This window comes from Pseudomonas sp. DL (assembly GCF_047199225.1).
GTDB classification, from domain to species: domain Bacteria; phylum Pseudomonadota; class Gammaproteobacteria; order Pseudomonadales; family Pseudomonadaceae; genus Pseudomonas; species Pseudomonas aeruginosa.
This window is the reverse complement of the sequence record NZ_CP178323.1, coordinates 5,178,108-5,193,920: the sequence shown is the minus strand read 5'-3', so window position 1 is coordinate 5,193,920 and position 15,813 is coordinate 5,178,108. Positions and strand designations below refer to the sequence as shown.

The window sequence follows — 15,813 nt, the reverse complement described above, 5'->3', positions numbered from 1 at the left end:
TTTGCTGCGCGAGAGACAGTGGAAACGCAAGAGGCAGCCCGGAGGCTGCCTCTTGTGGTGCGCGCCGACCGGATCAGGGCATCTGCACCTCGATCACACCGTCGGCGTTGACCGTGACCTGGCTGGTCCCGGCCTCGATCTCCGGCGCCTGGGCGCCACCGAAGCTGGCGTCGGCCTTCATCGCCGCCATCCGCATCACCGGGTACGGGCGCGGTGCGCCGGCGCTGTTCACGCTCAGGCTGACCAGCTTGTAGCCCTTGCCGCCGAGCGCCTCGGTGAGCAACTGGGCGCGCTCCTTGAACGCGTCCACGGCGCCTTTCATCAATTGGTCCTCGTTCTTCTTGCGGGTCGCATCGGCGATGCTGAAGTCCATGCCGCCCATTTTCAGCTTGCCCAGCAGGTCGGCGGAAAGCTGGCCGAGGGCGGCGAAGTCGGAGCTTTCCAGGCGCAGCTCGGCGCGCTCGCGCCAGCCGGTGATCTTCTGGCCCTTGTCGTCGTAGACCGGATAGCTGTTGCGACTGCCCAGGCTGATGGTCACGCCCTTGACCTTGCGCGCGTCGGCGACGGCGGCGTTGAGGACGCTGGTGGTCTCGGCGGCGAGCTTGGCCGGATCGCTGCCCTGGTTTTCGCTGTAGAGGGTGACCTGCATCAGGTCGTGGGCCACCTGCTGGCTGACTTCGGCGTGCAGCGAGACCTGGTTGTAGCGCGGCGCTTCCTCGGCGACGGCCGAGAGGCTGGCGGCGCAGAGGGTGACGGCGGCGGCCAGGCGGGAAATCGCAGACATCGGGCAACTCCTTGTACTAAGGCTGAATTCACACTGTAGAGCATCGTTCCGGCAGGCGCGGCAAACACGCCTATACGCCAGTCTTGGACCATGAGACGAAGGCTTTTCCCGGAACGGGTTAGGCGATTTCGGAAAAAACGTGAAATTTACTGATCTGAGCCCTGACAGCGCTCGGCGAAACAGGGCAGGATGGCGACCTGCGAGGTTTCTGAGTCACTTTGCCGCAGAGTTGCCGACAGCGTCTTGGCTATACTCGCGCTTATTCCGGAAGAAAACATGCGCGCACCGGTTTTCCTGCTCTCCGCCAGTCGCCAGAACCTTGGCCGTCTGCTCCTCATCCGTATTCTCGTGCTGGCCGCGCAGGCCGGCTCGGTGGGTTTCGCCTGGCTTTCCGACCTGTTGCCGCTGCCGTGGCTGGCGCTCGGCCTGACCCTTGGCCTGTCCGCCTGCCTGATTCTGTTCACCGCGCTGCGCCTGCGCGCGCCGTGGCCGGTGACCGACCAGGAGTACGCGGTACAACTGGCCTGCGACCTGATCATCCACAGCACCTTGCTGTATTACTCGGGCGGCTCGACCAACCCCTTCGTCTCCTATTACCTGGTACCGCTGACCATCGCCGCTGCGACCCTGCCCTGGATCTACTCCATGGTGCTCTCCGGCCTGGCCCTGACCGGCTACACCCTGCTGCTGATCTGGTACCACCCGCTGCACCTGCAGGCGGTTCAGCACGAGGCGATGCTGATCAACCTGCACCTGTTCGGCATGTGGCTGAACTTCGCCCTGTCGGCGGCCTTCATCACCTTCTTCGTGGTGAAGATGTCCGAGGCGCTGCGCTGGCAGGCGCACATGCAGGCCGAGCGGCGCGAGGAAAGCATGCGCGACCAGCAGTTGCTCGCGGTGGCCACCCAGGCGGCCGGTGCCGCGCACGAACTGGGTACGCCGCTGGCGACCATGAGCGTGCTGCTCAACGAGCTGCGCCAGGAGCGCCCGCAGGACCCGACCCTGCAGGAAGACCTGGCATTGCTCCAGGAACAGGTCAAGCAGTGCAAGCACACCCTCCAGCAACTGGTACGGGCGGCCGAGGCCGACCGTCGTCAGGCGATCGAGGAGCAAAGCGCCGCGGAATGGCTGGAATCGGTGCTGCGCCGCTGGCACCTGATGCGTCCGGAGGCTTCCTACCGCTACCAGTGCCTGGGCCTCGGCTCCGCGCCGCGCCTGACCCCGCCGACCGACCTCAGCCAGGCTCTGCTGAACCTGCTGAACAATGCGGCGGACGCCTGTCCCGACGACCTCGACATCCGCCTGGACTGGGACAGCAGCAGTATCTGCCTGAGTATCCGCGACCACGGCGTCGGGGTGCCCCTGGCGATCGCCGAACAGATCGGCAAACCGTTCTTCACCACCAAGGGCAAGGGCTTCGGCCTCGGCCTGTTTCTCAGTCAGGCCAGCGTGACCCGCGCTGGTGGAACGGTGAAGTTGTATAACCACGAAGATGGCGGCACTCTGACCGAACTGCGCTTGCCGCGCAGCTACGGAATGGCTTGAGTGATCCGTCTGAGAGGCCCTGCCTATGTCTGAAGAGCTGCTCTTCGAAGGGGAAGAACAACCCCATCTCCTGCTGGTGGACGACGATCCCACCTTTACCCGGGTCCTGGCGAGGGCCATGAGCCGTCGCGGCCTGCGGGTCAGCACCGCCGGCTCCGCCGAGGAAGGCCTGGCGCTGGCCCAGCAGGACACGCCGGACTATGCCGTGCTCGACCTGAAGATGGAAGGCGACTCCGGCCTGGTGCTGCTGCCGAAGCTGCTGGAACTGCACGCGGACATGCGGGTGGTGATCCTCACCGGCTATTCCAGCATCGCCACCGCGGTGGAGGCGATCAAGCGCGGCGCCTGCAACTACCTGTGCAAGCCGGCGGATGCCGATGACGTGTTGGCCGCGCTGCTCTCCGAGCACGCCGACCTGGACACCCTGGTGCCGGAAAACCCGATGTCGGTGGATCGCCTGCAATGGGAGCACATCCAGCGCGTGCTCGCCGAGCACGAGGGCAACATCTCCGCCACCGCCCGCGCCCTGGGCATGCATCGACGGACCTTGCAGCGCAAGCTGCAGAAGCGGCCGGTACGGCGCTGAAGCGTAAATGACAACGGGGGCGCCGCATGGCGCCCCCTATACTTTCCGCTTTCCGTCGAATCGCGGTGGATTTCGCACATTCCGCCGGTCGCCGGGGATATCCAGCGGACAGCGCAATCGTTAAGATGCAACTTTCATGAATCGCACGACCAGGGATTGATCATGCGTATCTTCGGTTCGAGTGCCGGCTGCCTGTCGGTGCTGTTCGGACTGGCCTTCGGGCTGCCTGCACTAGCCGAGCCTTCGGTGGACCTGGATGGTCCGACGGCAGGCTGGCGCTATTCCGGCCTGCTCGAGCAGCCCGATGCCCCGCGTGTCGCCTATCCGACTCCGCCCATCGATCGCGGCGGCCAGCGCGGCCGCAGCCTGATCGAAGGACACCTGCGCGAACTGGTCGGCACCGAGCGCGCCCAGCGCCTGGTGGTCAACGGCAATCCTCTCCCTCTCTATACCGACGGCGCCGGGCGCTTCGTCCGCCCCTATGCGTTCGGCCACGGCTCCAACGGCGTCCAGGTCGGCAGCGCCGACGGCAAGATCCTCAAGCGCGTACAGTTCTACGAGGCCAATCGCTCCCAACTGCCGCCGCGCGTGCGCGTGGTGCTGGGTTGGGACGATCCGAAGGCCGAGCTCGACCTGCATATCGTCACCCCCGATGGCCAGCACGCCTACTGGGCGCATCCGCGCCTGAGCAACAGCGGCGGCCTCGATCCGGACGGCGTCGACGGGCCCGGCCCGGAGATGTTCACCATGGGCGCGCCGCTGCACGGCACCTACCTGATCTACGTGAACTACTGGGGCAACCTCAACAACCAGGGCTACAACTTCCAGGCCGGCAGCAACGTACAGGACGTGATCACCGCGCAGGTCAACCTGGTGTTCAACGAAAACAGCGTCGACGAGAAGCACGAGACCTTCGTCGTGCCCCTGCGCACCATTGGCGACCTGGTGCTGGTCAAGACCTTTACCTACTGAAGCATCCCCTCGTACGGATGACACGGGATTAGCGAACCATGAGCGAGAACAACACCCCCAGCCCTGCCAACGGAACCCCTGCGCCCGCCGCTGTGCGCACCCGAAGCGCCCTGTGGCCGGTGCTGGGGATCGTCGCCGCGCTGGCCGCCGGCGGTGTGCTGGCCTGGCAGATGGGCTGGCTGGAGCGGCTCGGCGGAGGGCGCCCGGCCGAAGAGGACCTCGGCCAGCCGATCGGCGCCCAGGCACCCGCGGACGCCGGCGCGCCGCGTGCCTACCGTGACCTGCGCAAGCCCGACGCGCTGATCGAGAGCGTGTCGCTGAGCCGCCTGCCGAAGGAAATCCTCGAGGTGCCGTTGCTGCGCGATACCCTGACCGAGGACTTCGTCTTCTATTACGAGAACAATGGCGACCGCCTCGGCCTGACCGGTACGTTGCGGCGGATCATCTACGAGCACGACCTGACCCTGAAGGACAGCCTGGTCGAGGAACTGCTCGACCAACCGGCCCAGGTCGCCCTCTGGCGCGGCGCCGACGGCCGCCTGCGCGACTTCGTGGTGGTGCTCAAGCGCGGCGGCCTGGCGCGGGTGCTCGAGCCGCTGGCCCATATAGCCGCCGACGACCAGCAGTTGCGCAAGGTCGGCGAGCTGGCGGGAACCTCGGTCTATCGCCTGCGCTACGGCAACGACAAGGCGATGCTGTTCCTGTCCAAGGGCGACCGGCTGTTGTTGCTGTCGAACCCACGGATGCTCTTCGACGATGGTGGCGAGAGCGACGACAGCCCGCTGAACGCTCCGGCCAGCGAAGACCTGGAGGCACTGCTCGACGGCGACGAACTGTTCCCCGAGCGCTTCGGCCTGCCGGGCCGCGGCGAGCTGCGCCAGCGCATCACCCTCAATGCCAGCGTCCTGGCCATGGGCTACCAGCGCTTCATCCCGAGCTTTGCCGGGGTGCGCTTCGAGAAGGGCGAGCAGGGCTGGAGCAGCTACCTGGCGCTGAACGAGGTGGAACGTCAGCCGCCGCTGGACTTCGCCCCGGTCTGGCAGGCCATGCCGATGGGCGCCAGCGCCTGCGTGGCGCTGCCGGTCACCCCCGGCCTGTACGGGGTGATGCTGGAGCGCCTGGGGGCCGAGCAGAAGATGGCCCAGGCCTTCTCCGAGCATCTCAGCGGCGCCGCCGGTCTCTGCTGGTACGCCAGTTCGCGGCTGCATTCGCCGCTGCTGGTGGGCCAGTTGAGCGCGCCGGCCAGTGCCGAACTCGACGACGAGCTGGGCAAGCTGTTCGGCCGTGTGATCGGCGCGAAGGAAGCCAAGGTCGAGGGTGGCAGCTTCCCGGTGGAAGACCGGGTGGATGGCCAGACCCGCCGCTGGACCCGCCAGGTCAGCTCGAACTTCGGCGCCTATCCGGCCAGCCAGGCGGACAACCCGGACAGCATCAGCGGCCGCGCGTTCTTCCGCATCGGCATGGCGCGCCATGGCCAGACCCTGCTGTTCTCCCTCGACGACCAGTTGCTCGGCAAGGCCCTGGACACCCTCGACAAGCGCTATCCGCCGCTCGCCGAGGTGTTGCCGAAGGATGCGCTCGTACCGGCCTACCTGGCGCCGCAGCCGCTCTCCGAACTGCTGCAACGGGAAACCCTCGACAGCCTGCCGCAGGACATGGAGCCGGTATTCCGCAATGCCGCCGACACCTACCTGATGCCGCGCCTGAAAACCCTCGCCGGCAAGGGCAGCTACGCCCTTGGCCTGCCTGCCGGAAGCCAGGCCAACGCACCGTGGCAATGGCTGCCGCTGGAATGGCGGTCGCTGTGAGACGCCTGACTGCCTTCGGCCTGGCGCTGCTCCTGCTGGCCAGCGGCGTTGCCCGCGGCGAGCCCCCGGTAGCGCTCGACCCGCAGCAATCGCAGGTATTCCGCGCCTGGTTCGTGCGCATCGCCCAGGAACAGTTGCGCCAAGGGCCGAGTCCGCGCTGGCACCAGCAGGACTGCGCCGGCCTGGTGCGCTTCGCCGCCAACGAGGCGCTGAAAGTCCACGATGGCAAGTGGCTGCGCGCCAACGGCCTGTCCAACCGCTACCTGCCCCCGGAGCTGGCGCTCAGTCCCGAGCAACGGCGCCTGGCGCAGAACTGGCAGCAGGGTGGCGGCCAGGTCGGGCCCTACGTGAATGCGATCAAGCTGGTGCAGTTCAACAGTCGGCTGGTCGGCCGCGACCTCAACCAGGCGCGCCCCGGCGACCTGATGTTCTACGACCAGGGCGACGACCAGCACCTGATGATCTGGATGGGCCGCTCCATCGCCTATCACACCGGCAGCAGCACCCCGACCGATAACGGCATGCGTTCGGTCAGCCTGCAACAACTCATGACATGGAAGGACACCCGATGGATCCCCGACGAATCCAATCCCAACTTTATCGGCATCTATCGGCTGGCTTTCCTCTCTCAATGAATCGCGTCCCAGTGAAGACAACAGCAATGAGCAACCTGCGCCGTTTCAGCCGTAGCCTGGCGGTCGCCGCCCTGGTCCTGCTGCCGTTCGCCGCCGTCCAGGCGGAAGACACGGTGGAACCGAGCGGCTACACGCCGATGGCCGGCGAATCCTTCTTCCTGCTCGCCGACAGCAGCTTCGCCACCGACGAGGAAGCGCGGGTCCGTCTCGAAGCGCCCGGCCGCGACTACCGGCGCTACCGCATGGAGCCCTATGGCGGGGTCGACGTGCGCCTGTACCGGATCGAACAGCCGCTGGAGTTCCTCAAGCGGCAGAAGAACCTGCACCGGGTCCTGGCCGAGGGACAGTTCAAGGGCGAAGGCCTGTCGAACACCCTGGCCTATCTCTGGGACAACTGGTATCGCAAGTCGCGCCGGGTGATGCAGCGCGCCTTCTCCTACGAGTCGCGGCAACAGGTCACCGAGGCGGTGCCCGAGCTGAAGATGGGCAACGCCATGACCGCGCCGACCCCCTACGACGCGCAGCCGCAATACGCGCCGATTCCCGGCCTGCCGCTGGTCAGCCAGTTCCGCTATCCGCTGTGGGACGCCAAGCCCATCGAGCCGCCGCAGGACGTCAAGCTGGCCGGTTCCTCCAGCGAGTTCATCAACGTCGTGCCGGGCAATGTCTACATCCCGCTGGGCAAGCTGAAGCCGGGCCTGTACCTGGTCGAGGCGCTTGTCGGCAAGTACCGCGCCACCACCGTGGTGTTCGTCTCCAACAGCGTGGCGGTGAGCAAGGTCGCCGGCGACGAGCTGCTGGTCTGGACCGCACGCAAGCACGAAGGCACCCCGGTGCCCGACACCAAGGTGCTGTGGACCGACGGCCTGGGCGTGATGAGCAGCGGCAATACCGACGCCGACGGCCTGCTGCGGCTCAAGCACGCCAGTCCGGAGCGCTCCTACGTGATCGGCGAGGACCGCGAGGGCGGGGTCTTCGTCTCCGAGAACTTCTATTACGACAGCGAGATCTACGACACCAAGATCTACGCCTTCACCGACCGCCCGCTGTACCGGCCGGGCGACTGGGTCTCGTTGAAGATGGTCGGCCGCGAGTTCAAGGACGCCCGGCAATCCCAGGCCGCCGCCAGCGCGCCGGTGCGCCTGAGCGTGATCGACGCCAGCGGCACGGTATTGCAAAGCCTGGACCTCCGCTTCGACGCGAAGAGCGGCGCCAATGGCCGCTTCCAACTGCCGGAGAACGCCGTCGCCGGCGGCTACGAGTTGCGCTTCGACTACCGCGGGCAGACCTACAGCAGCGCCTTCCGCGTCGCCGAATACATCAAGCCGCACTTCGAAGTCGCCCTCGACCTGGCCAAGCCGGACTTCAAGACCGCCGAGCCGGTGAAGGGCGAGATCGTCCTGCTCTATCCGGACGGCAAGCCGGTGGCCAACGCGCGCCTGCAACTGAGCCTGCGCGCCCAGCAGTTGTCGATGGTGGACAACGAACTGCAGTATCTCGGCCAGTTCCCGGTGGAACTGAGCAGCACCGAACTGACCACAGACGGCAAGGGCCGCGCCGCCATCGAATTGCCGCCGGCCGAGAAACCCAGTCGCTACATGCTGACCATCTTCGCCAGCGACGGCGCCGCCTACCGGGTCAAGACCAGCAAGGAGATCCTCATCGAGCGCGGCGCCGCGCGCTACCGCCTGAGCGCGCCGCAGCGCTTCAGCGCCGCCGGCGAGAAGGTCGAGTTCAGCTATGCCAGCGAACAGCCGACCCCGCTCAAGCCGAGCAGCTACCAGTGGATCCGCCTGGAGGACCGCGCCACCGATAGCGGTCCGGTCGCCGACGGCCGCTTCGCGCTGACCTTCGAGCGCCCCGGTACCTATTCCGTGGAGCTGCGCGACGACAAGGGCCAGCTCCTTGGCGCCACCGGCCACTCGGTGAGCGGCGAGGGCGTGAAGTCGGTGCCGGGCACCGTCGAGGTGGTGTTCGACAAGCCCGAGTACCGCACCGGCGAGGAAGCCTCCGCACTGATCACCTTCCCCGAGCCGGTGGAGGATGCGCTGTTGTCCCTGGAGCGCGACAAGGTCGAGGCCACCGCCCTGCTGTCCAAGGGCGCCGACTGGCTGCGCCTGGAAAAGCTCAATCCGACCCAGTACCGCGTGTGGATCCCGGTGCGCGAGGAGTTCTCGCCGAACCTGACCTTCTCGGTGCTCTACACCAAGGGCGGCGACTACAGCTTCCAGAACGCCGGGATCAAGGTCGGCATGCCCCAGGTAGAGATCGACATCGCCACCGACAAGGAGCGCTATGAACCGGGCGAGACGGTGACCGTGACCCTGGCCACGCGCTTCGCCGGCAAACCGGTTTCCAGCCACCTGACCGTCAGCGTGGTGGATGAGATGGTCTATGCCCTGCAGGCGGAGATCGCCCCCGGCATCGACCAGTTCTTCTACCATCCGCGGCGCAACAACGTGCGCACCAGCGCCAGCCTGGCCTTCATCAGCTACGACGTGGCGTTGCCCGGCAGCACCAGCGCACCCGGACGGGCGAACCGCAGCGAGCGCGGCGTCAAGGTACTGGAGCGGCCGCGCCGCGAGGACGTCGACACCGCCGCCTGGCAGCCGGAGCTGGTCACCGACGCCCAGGGCAAGGCCAGCTTCAGCTTCCGCATGCCCGACTCGCTGACCCGCTGGCGGATCACCGCGCGGGCCATCGACGACAACGGCCAGGTCGGCCAGAAGAAGCAGTTCCTTCGCTCGGAGAAGCCGCTGTACCTGAAGTGGAGCGGGCCGACTCGCTTCCGCCAGGGTGACCAGCCCGACCTCGGCCTGTTCGTCTTCAACCAGGGCGAACAGCCGGTCAAGGCCGAGCTGCTCAGCGGGCCGCCTGGCAGCCAGCGCAGCCAGACCCTGGAGCTGGCCAAGGGAGTCAACTACATTCCGCTGGCGCAACAGCCGCTCAGCGATGGCGACTGGAGCGCCGAGCTGCGCCAGGACGGGCAGGTCCGCGACCGCCTGGCGGTGCGCTTCAACCTGCTGGCCGACGGCTGGCAGGTGGAGCAGGTGCAGAACCTCAGCCTGGCGGCGGCGAGCAACCCGCTGCAACTGCCGGCGGACGCGCGCGACGTACGCCTGCGCCTGGCCGATGGCCCGGCCGCTGCCTACCTGGGCAATCTCGATGATCTGCTGGAGTATCCCTACGGCGGCGTCGAGCAGACCGCCAGCCAACTGCTGCCGCTGAGCATCGCCTATCCGGCGCTGGCCGGCGGCGAGCCGCGGATTCGCGACCGCCTGCGCCTGATCATGCAGAACAGTCGCCTGCGCCTGGTGCAGATGGCCGGCCCGGACGCCTGGTTCGCCTGGTGGGGTGGCGACGTCGATGGCGACGCTTTCCTCACCGCCTACGCCTACTACGCCGACTGGTACGCCAGCCGCGCACTGGAGATCCAACTGCCGGCCGAACACTGGCAGCGCATCCTCGAGCCCTACGCCAAGCAGGCGACGCAGACCCCGCTGCTGCAGCGTGCGCTGATCCTGGCTTTCGCCCGCGACATGCAGTTGCCGGTGAACACCCTGCTCGGCGGCCTGCTCAACGATCTGGCCAACGCCGGCGAAGGGCAGGCGCGCGCGGAGCCGCTGGAGGCCGACGACGGCCTGGTGCTGGGCGACCCGGACTCGGCCGTCGGCCTGGCCGCGGCGCGAGTACTGGCGGTGGACCTGGCACGGCAACTGCGGGTCGCGGTGCCCGCTCCGCTGGCCGCCCAGGCCGAGACGGCGACGCAGCGCCTGCGTGAGGCCGGCTTGCCGTTCACCGATGCCTTGCTGGCCTCTCACTCGGCCGTGGATGGCCAGCAGGCCAGCGCTTTGCTGCAACGCCTGGCGCCGGCGCAATCGACCCTGGAACGCGCCCTGGCCCTGACCTGGCTGCAGGGCGCCCTGGCCCAGGCGCCGCAGGGCAAGCTGCCGCAGCCGCCGAAGGACTGGCAGGCGCAGCGCGGCGCCAGCGGCGAAACCTACTGGCAATGGCGCGGCCGCGGCATTCCGAGCTGGGTCGACCTGGACGAGGCGCCGGCCCGGCCGTTGCCGGTTGCGCTCAGCTACCGCAGCGCCCAGGCGCCGAGCGGGCAACTGCCGGTGCAGATCAGCCGTCGTCTGCTGCGCCTGGTGCCCGGTGAGGGGGCGTTCGAGTTCAAGGTCGAGGAGGTTGGCGACAAGCCGCTTTCCAGCGACGAACTGTATCTCGACGAAGTGACCCTGAACGTTCCGGAAGACACCGCTCTACGCTACGGCATGCTGGAACTGCCGCTGCCGCCCGGCGCGGATGTCGAGCGCACCACCTGGGGCATCAAGATCAGCGGCCTGGCCGGCGACGAAGCGACCACCCTGGAGCGCGCGCGCAACGAACCGGGCGAGTTGTTCTACGGGGTGCCGGTGGACAGCCTGAGTGGCGAGCAGCGTTTCCGTCACCTGGTGCGTTTCTCCCAGAAAGGCAGCTTCAACCTGCCACCGGCCCGCTACCTGCGTCTCTACGCGCCGGAACAGCAGGCCCTGGAAGCCAAGCCGGCGCTGGCCAAGGTCAAGGTCGAGTGATTGCGTTGCGCGCCTGGCTGGTCCTGCTGTGCGCCGTGCCGTTGCTGCTTCGCGCAGCGGAGGCGCCGGTCCAGCTGGCCTGGCGCACGACCCAGGGCTACGAACTGGTGAGCCTGGATCGCCAGCGGGTGCTCGAGCGCCGGCCGTTGCCGGCCGATTTGCAGGCTCCGCTGGGCAGCCTGTGGAAACTGTTCGTCTTCGCCTGGCTGAGCGACACCGGCCAGGCCGAGCCGCCCTATACCTGCCAGGGGCGCAGCCGCGAGGAGGTCTACTGCTGCGAGAATGGCCAGACGATCGGTCGTGACCGCGCCCTGGTGCGCTCCTGCGGGCTGTATTTCGAGCCGCAGCGCCTCGCCTTGCGGCCGGAGGCCTGGCGCGGCTACTGGCAGGCGCGCCAGGCACCGGCCTGGTTGCTCGATCTGGAACGGCTGCAACCGCAGACGCGGGTGCCGGTTAAGGAGCTTCTGGAACAGTTGCAGCGACTACCGGCCCAGGGCGAGGCGCGGCGGGTACTGCTCGACGTGGCGTTGCAGGCCGGCGACGGCCATGCCGTGGCCAGCCTTGGCGGCCGCCTGCGGGTGAAGACCTGGAGCTGGCTCGACGACCATGACCCGCAGGCGCGCCAGGGCGGTTTCGCCGGCTGGCTGGTCGATGGAACGCCGCTCTGGCTCGGCGGCCCGGGAACCAGCAAGGTGATTCTGGACCGCTACGCCGAGGTGCTCGGGCGCTTCCTGCCGAGTCCGTGGCCGGCCGATCCGGGCCGTTGCGTGGAAGCGAACCTGTTCAGCCGCTATCCGCTGCGCTCGGTCAGCGATCCCTCCGGCCACCCGGCCGCCGAAGGCCTGCTGCATGGTCCGCAGCAAGTGCTCTTCGCCAACGGCAATCGACTGGACATCGCCAGCGCCGGCGACCTCTTCCTGCAACGGGTGGATGGCGTGCCGCGCCTGGTCGCGCGGGTTTCGCGCGAAGAGTACGTGGCGCGGGTGCTGGAGCGCGAAGCCTCGGCGCAGCCGAAGGAAGCCGCTCGCGCGCTGGCGGTGACCATTCGCACCTATCTATTGCAAAACGCCGCGCCGCGCGGCGAATGCCTGGCCATCGATGACAGCAGCCAGCGCCAGCGCGTGGCGCCGCGCCCGGCCAGCGCGCCGACGCGGCGGATCGCTGCCTGGAGCGCCGACCTGGTGCTGGCCGGGGCGACCGTCAACTATCACTCCGACCAGCCTGGTCCGGCGCGCCTGTCCTGGAAGCACGCGGTGGAGCAAGCCGGGCAGGGACTGGGCTACGACAGCATCCTCGCCCAGGCTTTCCCGCGCAGCAGCCTGAGCCGCTGGGACAACCCGGTGGCCGCCTGCCAGCCGTTGCCGGCTGCCGAAGACTGGCTGCGCAAGCAGCGCCGGCAGTGGCGCGAGCGTCTCGACCGAGAGCCCGGCTACGAGGAGATTCCGAGTTTTTCCGTGTGCCGCCTGGCTTCCGGGCGGCCCTATGTCGATCGCGAGCGCGAACGCATCTTCGTCCGCGGCCTGTATTCCCTACAGGAACGCTTGGACCTCACCCACGAATACCTGCACCTGGCCTTCCGCGCCCATCCCAGCGGCCAGGACGAAAACTATATCGAAAGCCTGGCCCGGCGCCTGCTACTGGAATGACTCCATGAACCGAATGTCCCTTGCCGCCCTGCTCAGTTGCCTTCCCCTCGTCGCCTGGGCGGACAACCCCGTGAAACTGGATACGCCGGTCTCCGGCTGGCGTGCCGGCGACGGTTCCGCCGCCAATTACCGGCAGGTGGTGAACTACCCGGCGTCCTCGGTCAACGTCGCCGCCGACCAGGCGACCACCGCGCGCATTCGCGGCGCGATCGAGAGCCAGCCCAAGGACCGCCCGGCGACGCTGGTGGTGAACGGTGTGAGCATGCCACTGAAGGTGGACGCCGATGGCAGCTTCGACCGCCCGTTCGCCTTCCCGTCCGGCAGCAACAGCGTCGAGGTGCGCAACGCCGCCGGGCAGTCGCGACGGGTCCAGTTCTATCACGGTGGCGGCGGCGGGGAAGTGCCGGCCAAGCTGCGCGTGCTGCTGTCCTGGGACAGCGACAACACCGACCTCGACCTGCACCTGGTGACCCCGGACGGCGACCATGTCTGGTATGGCAATCGTTCGCTGGCCAACGGCGCGACCCTGGATGTCGACGTCACCACCGGCTACGGCCCGGAAATCATCGCCACGCCGACGCCGCAGAAGGGGCCCTACCTGGTCTACGTCAACTACTTCGGCGGTGGCTACGGCAGCAGCGAGGATGGCGCCGAACAGGCCGCCCAGGACCTGACCACGGCGCGCATCACCCTGGTCACCGAAGAGGGCACGCCGAACGAGAAACAGGAAACCTTCCTGGTGCCGATGCGCAAGCCTGGCGAGCTGACGCTGGTGAAGCGCTTCAGTTATCCGTAGGCGCCTGCGCTCGGTCCCATAGGGCGGATAACGCCCCTGGCGTTATTCGCCGTCGCTCAGGCATCGGTGTTATCAACCCGTGGCCTGACGGCGGCGCTCATGCCGCTGCGAATGGCTCCTGGGCTCAGGCGGGCTGTTCGCCCTGCCAGGTATCGATCGCTTCCTGCGCCGCACGGAACGCATCGATCGCCGCCGGCACCCCGGCATAGACCGCGCAGTGCAGCAGTGCCTCGCGGATTTCCTCCACCGTGCAGCCGTTGTTCAGCGCACCGCGCACGTGCCCCTTGAGTTCCTGCGGGCACTTCAGGGCGGTCAGGGCGGCCAGGGTGATCAGGCTGCGGGTCTTGCGCGGCAGCGCCTCGCGGGCCCAGACCGAGCCCCAGGCATGCTCGTTGACGAAGTCCTGCAATGGCTGGGTGAAGGCGGTGGCGTTGCCCATGGCGCGCTCGACGAAGGCGTCGCCCATGACTTCACGTCGGATCTCCAGGCCGGTCTTGCCTTGTTCGCTCATCGGAAGGTTCCTGTCGTGGGTAGAAGGTGGCTCAATCCAGCGACTCTATCCGAACCGGCGCCACGCCGCTGCGGATCATACCCAGGCCTTCGGCGGCCTTGCGCGATACATCGATGATCCGTCCGCGGCGGAACGGCCCGCGATCGTTGATCCGCACCACCACGCTGCGGCGGTTGTCGAGGTTGGTTACCCGCACGCGGGTACCGAACGGCAACGTGCGGTGGGCAGCGGTCATTGCGTTGGGGTTGTAGCGCTCGCCGCTGGCGGTACGCAGGCCTGCGTGGCGGCTGCCATAGTAGGAGGCTTCGCCGGTATCCGCGGAACCGCTGCCGGCGAGGCTGGAGCAGCCGGCGAGGAACAGGGGCAGGACGGCGAGGGCGAGGCGCGCGGCGGCGGATGGGGTGGGCATGGACAACAGGCTCCTGGCGGACAAGAAGACGCCGGGCGAACCCGGCGTCTGGCTTTGACTCACGCTTCGAGCTTTTTCTTCAGCAACTCGTTCACCTGCTGCGGGTTGGCCTTGCCTTTCGAGGCCTTCATCGCCTGGCCGACGAAGAAGCCGAACATCTTGCCGCGCTTGGCCTCGTCGGCGGCGCGGTACTGCTCGACCTGCTCGGCGTTGGCCGCCAGCACCTCGTCGAGCATCTTCTCGATGGCGCCACTGTCGGTGACCTGCTTCAGGCCCTTGGCCTCGATGATCTGGTCGGCGGAACCCTCGCCGTTGGCCATGGCTTCGAAGACCATCTTGGCGAGCTTGCCGGAGATGGTGTTGTCCTTGATGCGCAGGATCATGCCGCCCAGTTGCTCGGCGGACACCGGAGACTGCTCGATCTCCAGGCCGTCCTTGTTGAGCAGGCTGCCCAGCTCGACCATCACCCAGTTGGCCGCCAGCTTGGCGTCGCCGCAGATGCCCTGGACCTTCTCGAAGTAGTCGGCCATCTCGCGGCTGGCGGACAGCACGCTGGCATCGTAGGCGGACAGGCCGTACTGGCTCTCGAAGCGTTCGCGCTTCTGCACCGGCAGTTCCGGCAGTTGCTCGCGCAGCTTCGCCAGGTACTCGGGCTCGATGACCACCGGCAGCAGGTCGGGACAGGGGAAGTAACGGTAGTCGTTGGCTTCTTCCTTGCCGCGCATGGAGCGGGTCTCGTCCTTGTTCGGGTCGTACAGGCGGGTTTCCTGGACCACCTTGCCGCCGTCCTCGATCAGCTCGATCTGGCGCTGGATCTCATGGTTGATCGCCTTCTCGATGAAGCGGAAGGAGTTGACGTTCTTGATCTCGGCGCGGGTGCCGAATTCGGCCTGGCCCTTCGGTCGTACCGAGACGTTGCAGTCGCAGCGCAGCGAGCCCTCGGCCATGTTGCCGTCGCAGATGCCCAGGTAGCGCACCAGGGCGTGGATCGCCTTGACGTAGGCCACGGCTTCCTTGGCGCTGCGGATGTCCGGCTCGGAAACGATCTCCAGCAACGGCGTGCCGGCGCGGTTCAGGTCGATGCCGCTCATGCCCTGGAAGTCTTCGTGCAGGCTCTTGCCGGCGTCCTCCTCCAGGTGCGCGCGGGTGATGCCGATGCGCTTGCTGGTGCCGTCTTCCAGGGTGATGTCGAGATGGCCCTTGCCGACGATGGGATGGTCCATCTGGCTGGTCTGGTAGCCCTTCGGCAGGTCGGGGTAGAAGTAGTTCTTGCGGGCGAACACGTTCTGCCGGTCGATCCGTGCGTCGATCGCCAGGCCGAACAGGCAGGCCATGCGTACGGCCTCCTCGTTGAGCACCGGCAGGGTGCCCGGCATGGCCAGGTCGACCAGGCTGGCTTGGGTATTCGGCGCGGCGCCGAAGGCGGTCGAGCTGCCGGAGAAGATCTTCGATTGGGTGGCGAGCTGTGCGTGGATTTCCAGCCCGATCACGGTTTCCCATTGCATGTGGTGTTCCTCAATCCTTCTGTGCCTGCGCAGTCCCGC

At 67.5% G+C, this 15,813-nt stretch carries 12 protein-coding genes; 8 read left to right on the top strand and 4 right to left on the bottom strand.

Annotated elements, in window-relative coordinates; genetic code table 11:
- Positions 1-73 precede the first annotated feature (73 nt).
- Complete coding sequence (locus ACI766_RS24285) at positions 74-784, bottom strand: SIMPL domain-containing protein (protein WP_003094423.1); 711 nt, start codon at positions 782-784, stop codon at positions 74-76.
- A 276-nt stretch (positions 785-1,060) separates the two neighbouring features.
- Between ACI766_RS24285 and ACI766_RS24280 the strand changes: the two genes are divergently transcribed.
- The 8 genes from ACI766_RS24280 (at position 1,061) to ACI766_RS24245 (ending at position 13,349) form a co-directional block, all read left to right on the top strand.
- A complete protein-coding gene (locus tag ACI766_RS24280) occupies positions 1,061-2,329 on the top strand; it encodes an ATP-binding protein (RefSeq protein ID WP_003094421.1) in 1,269 nt (422 codons plus the stop codon).
- A gap of 25 nt (positions 2,330-2,354) precedes the next feature.
- Complete coding sequence (locus tag ACI766_RS24275; protein WP_003106283.1) at positions 2,355-2,915, top strand: response regulator transcription factor; 561 nt, start codon at positions 2,355-2,357, stop codon at positions 2,913-2,915.
- Between the two features lie 162 nt (positions 2,916-3,077).
- Positions 3,078-3,887, top strand: coding sequence for a YfaP family protein (locus tag ACI766_RS24270; protein ID WP_003094417.1), 810 nt, complete (start codon positions 3,078-3,080; stop codon positions 3,885-3,887).
- 38 nt (positions 3,888-3,925) lie between these two features.
- Positions 3,926-5,695: a DUF2138 domain-containing protein gene (locus ACI766_RS24265; RefSeq protein WP_023086638.1), complete on the top strand. Its 1,770-nt coding sequence runs from the start codon at positions 3,926-3,928 to the stop codon at positions 5,693-5,695.
- Positions 5,692-6,330 (top strand): DUF1175 domain-containing protein, encoded by a 639-nt coding sequence (locus tag ACI766_RS24260; protein ID WP_003141328.1) that lies wholly within the window; start codon positions 5,692-5,694, stop codon positions 6,328-6,330. Before ACI766_RS24265 ends, ACI766_RS24260 begins: the two co-directional genes overlap by 4 nt.
- Positions 6,331-6,356: 26 nt before the next feature.
- Positions 6,357-10,907 (top strand): alpha-2-macroglobulin MagD, encoded by a 4,551-nt coding sequence (magD, locus tag ACI766_RS24255; RefSeq protein WP_031628873.1) that lies wholly within the window; start codon positions 6,357-6,359, stop codon positions 10,905-10,907.
- Positions 10,904-12,553 (top strand): YfaQ family protein, encoded by a 1,650-nt coding sequence (locus tag ACI766_RS24250; protein ID WP_412828472.1) that lies wholly within the window; start codon positions 10,904-10,906, stop codon positions 12,551-12,553. Before magD ends, ACI766_RS24250 begins: the two co-directional genes overlap by 4 nt.
- Before the next feature lie 4 nt (positions 12,554-12,557).
- Positions 12,558-13,349, top strand: coding sequence for a YfaP family protein (locus tag ACI766_RS24245; RefSeq protein WP_003112868.1), 792 nt, complete (start codon positions 12,558-12,560; stop codon positions 13,347-13,349).
- A gap of 124 nt (positions 13,350-13,473) precedes the next feature.
- On the opposite strand, the gene ACI766_RS24240 is transcribed toward ACI766_RS24245, so the two are convergent.
- Genes ACI766_RS24240 through gatB form a run of 3 tightly spaced genes read right to left on the bottom strand, consistent with a single transcriptional unit; the run spans position 13,474 to position 15,774 of the window.
- Positions 13,474-13,860, bottom strand: coding sequence for a carboxymuconolactone decarboxylase family protein (locus ACI766_RS24240; RefSeq protein ID WP_003094405.1), 387 nt, complete (start codon positions 13,858-13,860; stop codon positions 13,474-13,476).
- Between the two features lie 31 nt (positions 13,861-13,891).
- Entirely contained in the window at positions 13,892-14,269 is a 378-nt protein-coding gene (locus ACI766_RS24235) for a septal ring lytic transglycosylase RlpA family protein (RefSeq protein WP_003116225.1), read from the bottom strand.
- Positions 14,270-14,328: 59 nt separating this feature from the next.
- The gene (gene gatB, locus ACI766_RS24230; RefSeq protein ID WP_016253876.1) at positions 14,329-15,774 is read right to left on the bottom strand and encodes an Asp-tRNA(Asn)/Glu-tRNA(Gln) amidotransferase subunit GatB; all 1,446 of its coding nucleotides are present in this window, start codon (positions 15,772-15,774) and stop codon (positions 14,329-14,331) included.
- Between the last annotated feature and the right edge of the window lie 39 nt (positions 15,775-15,813).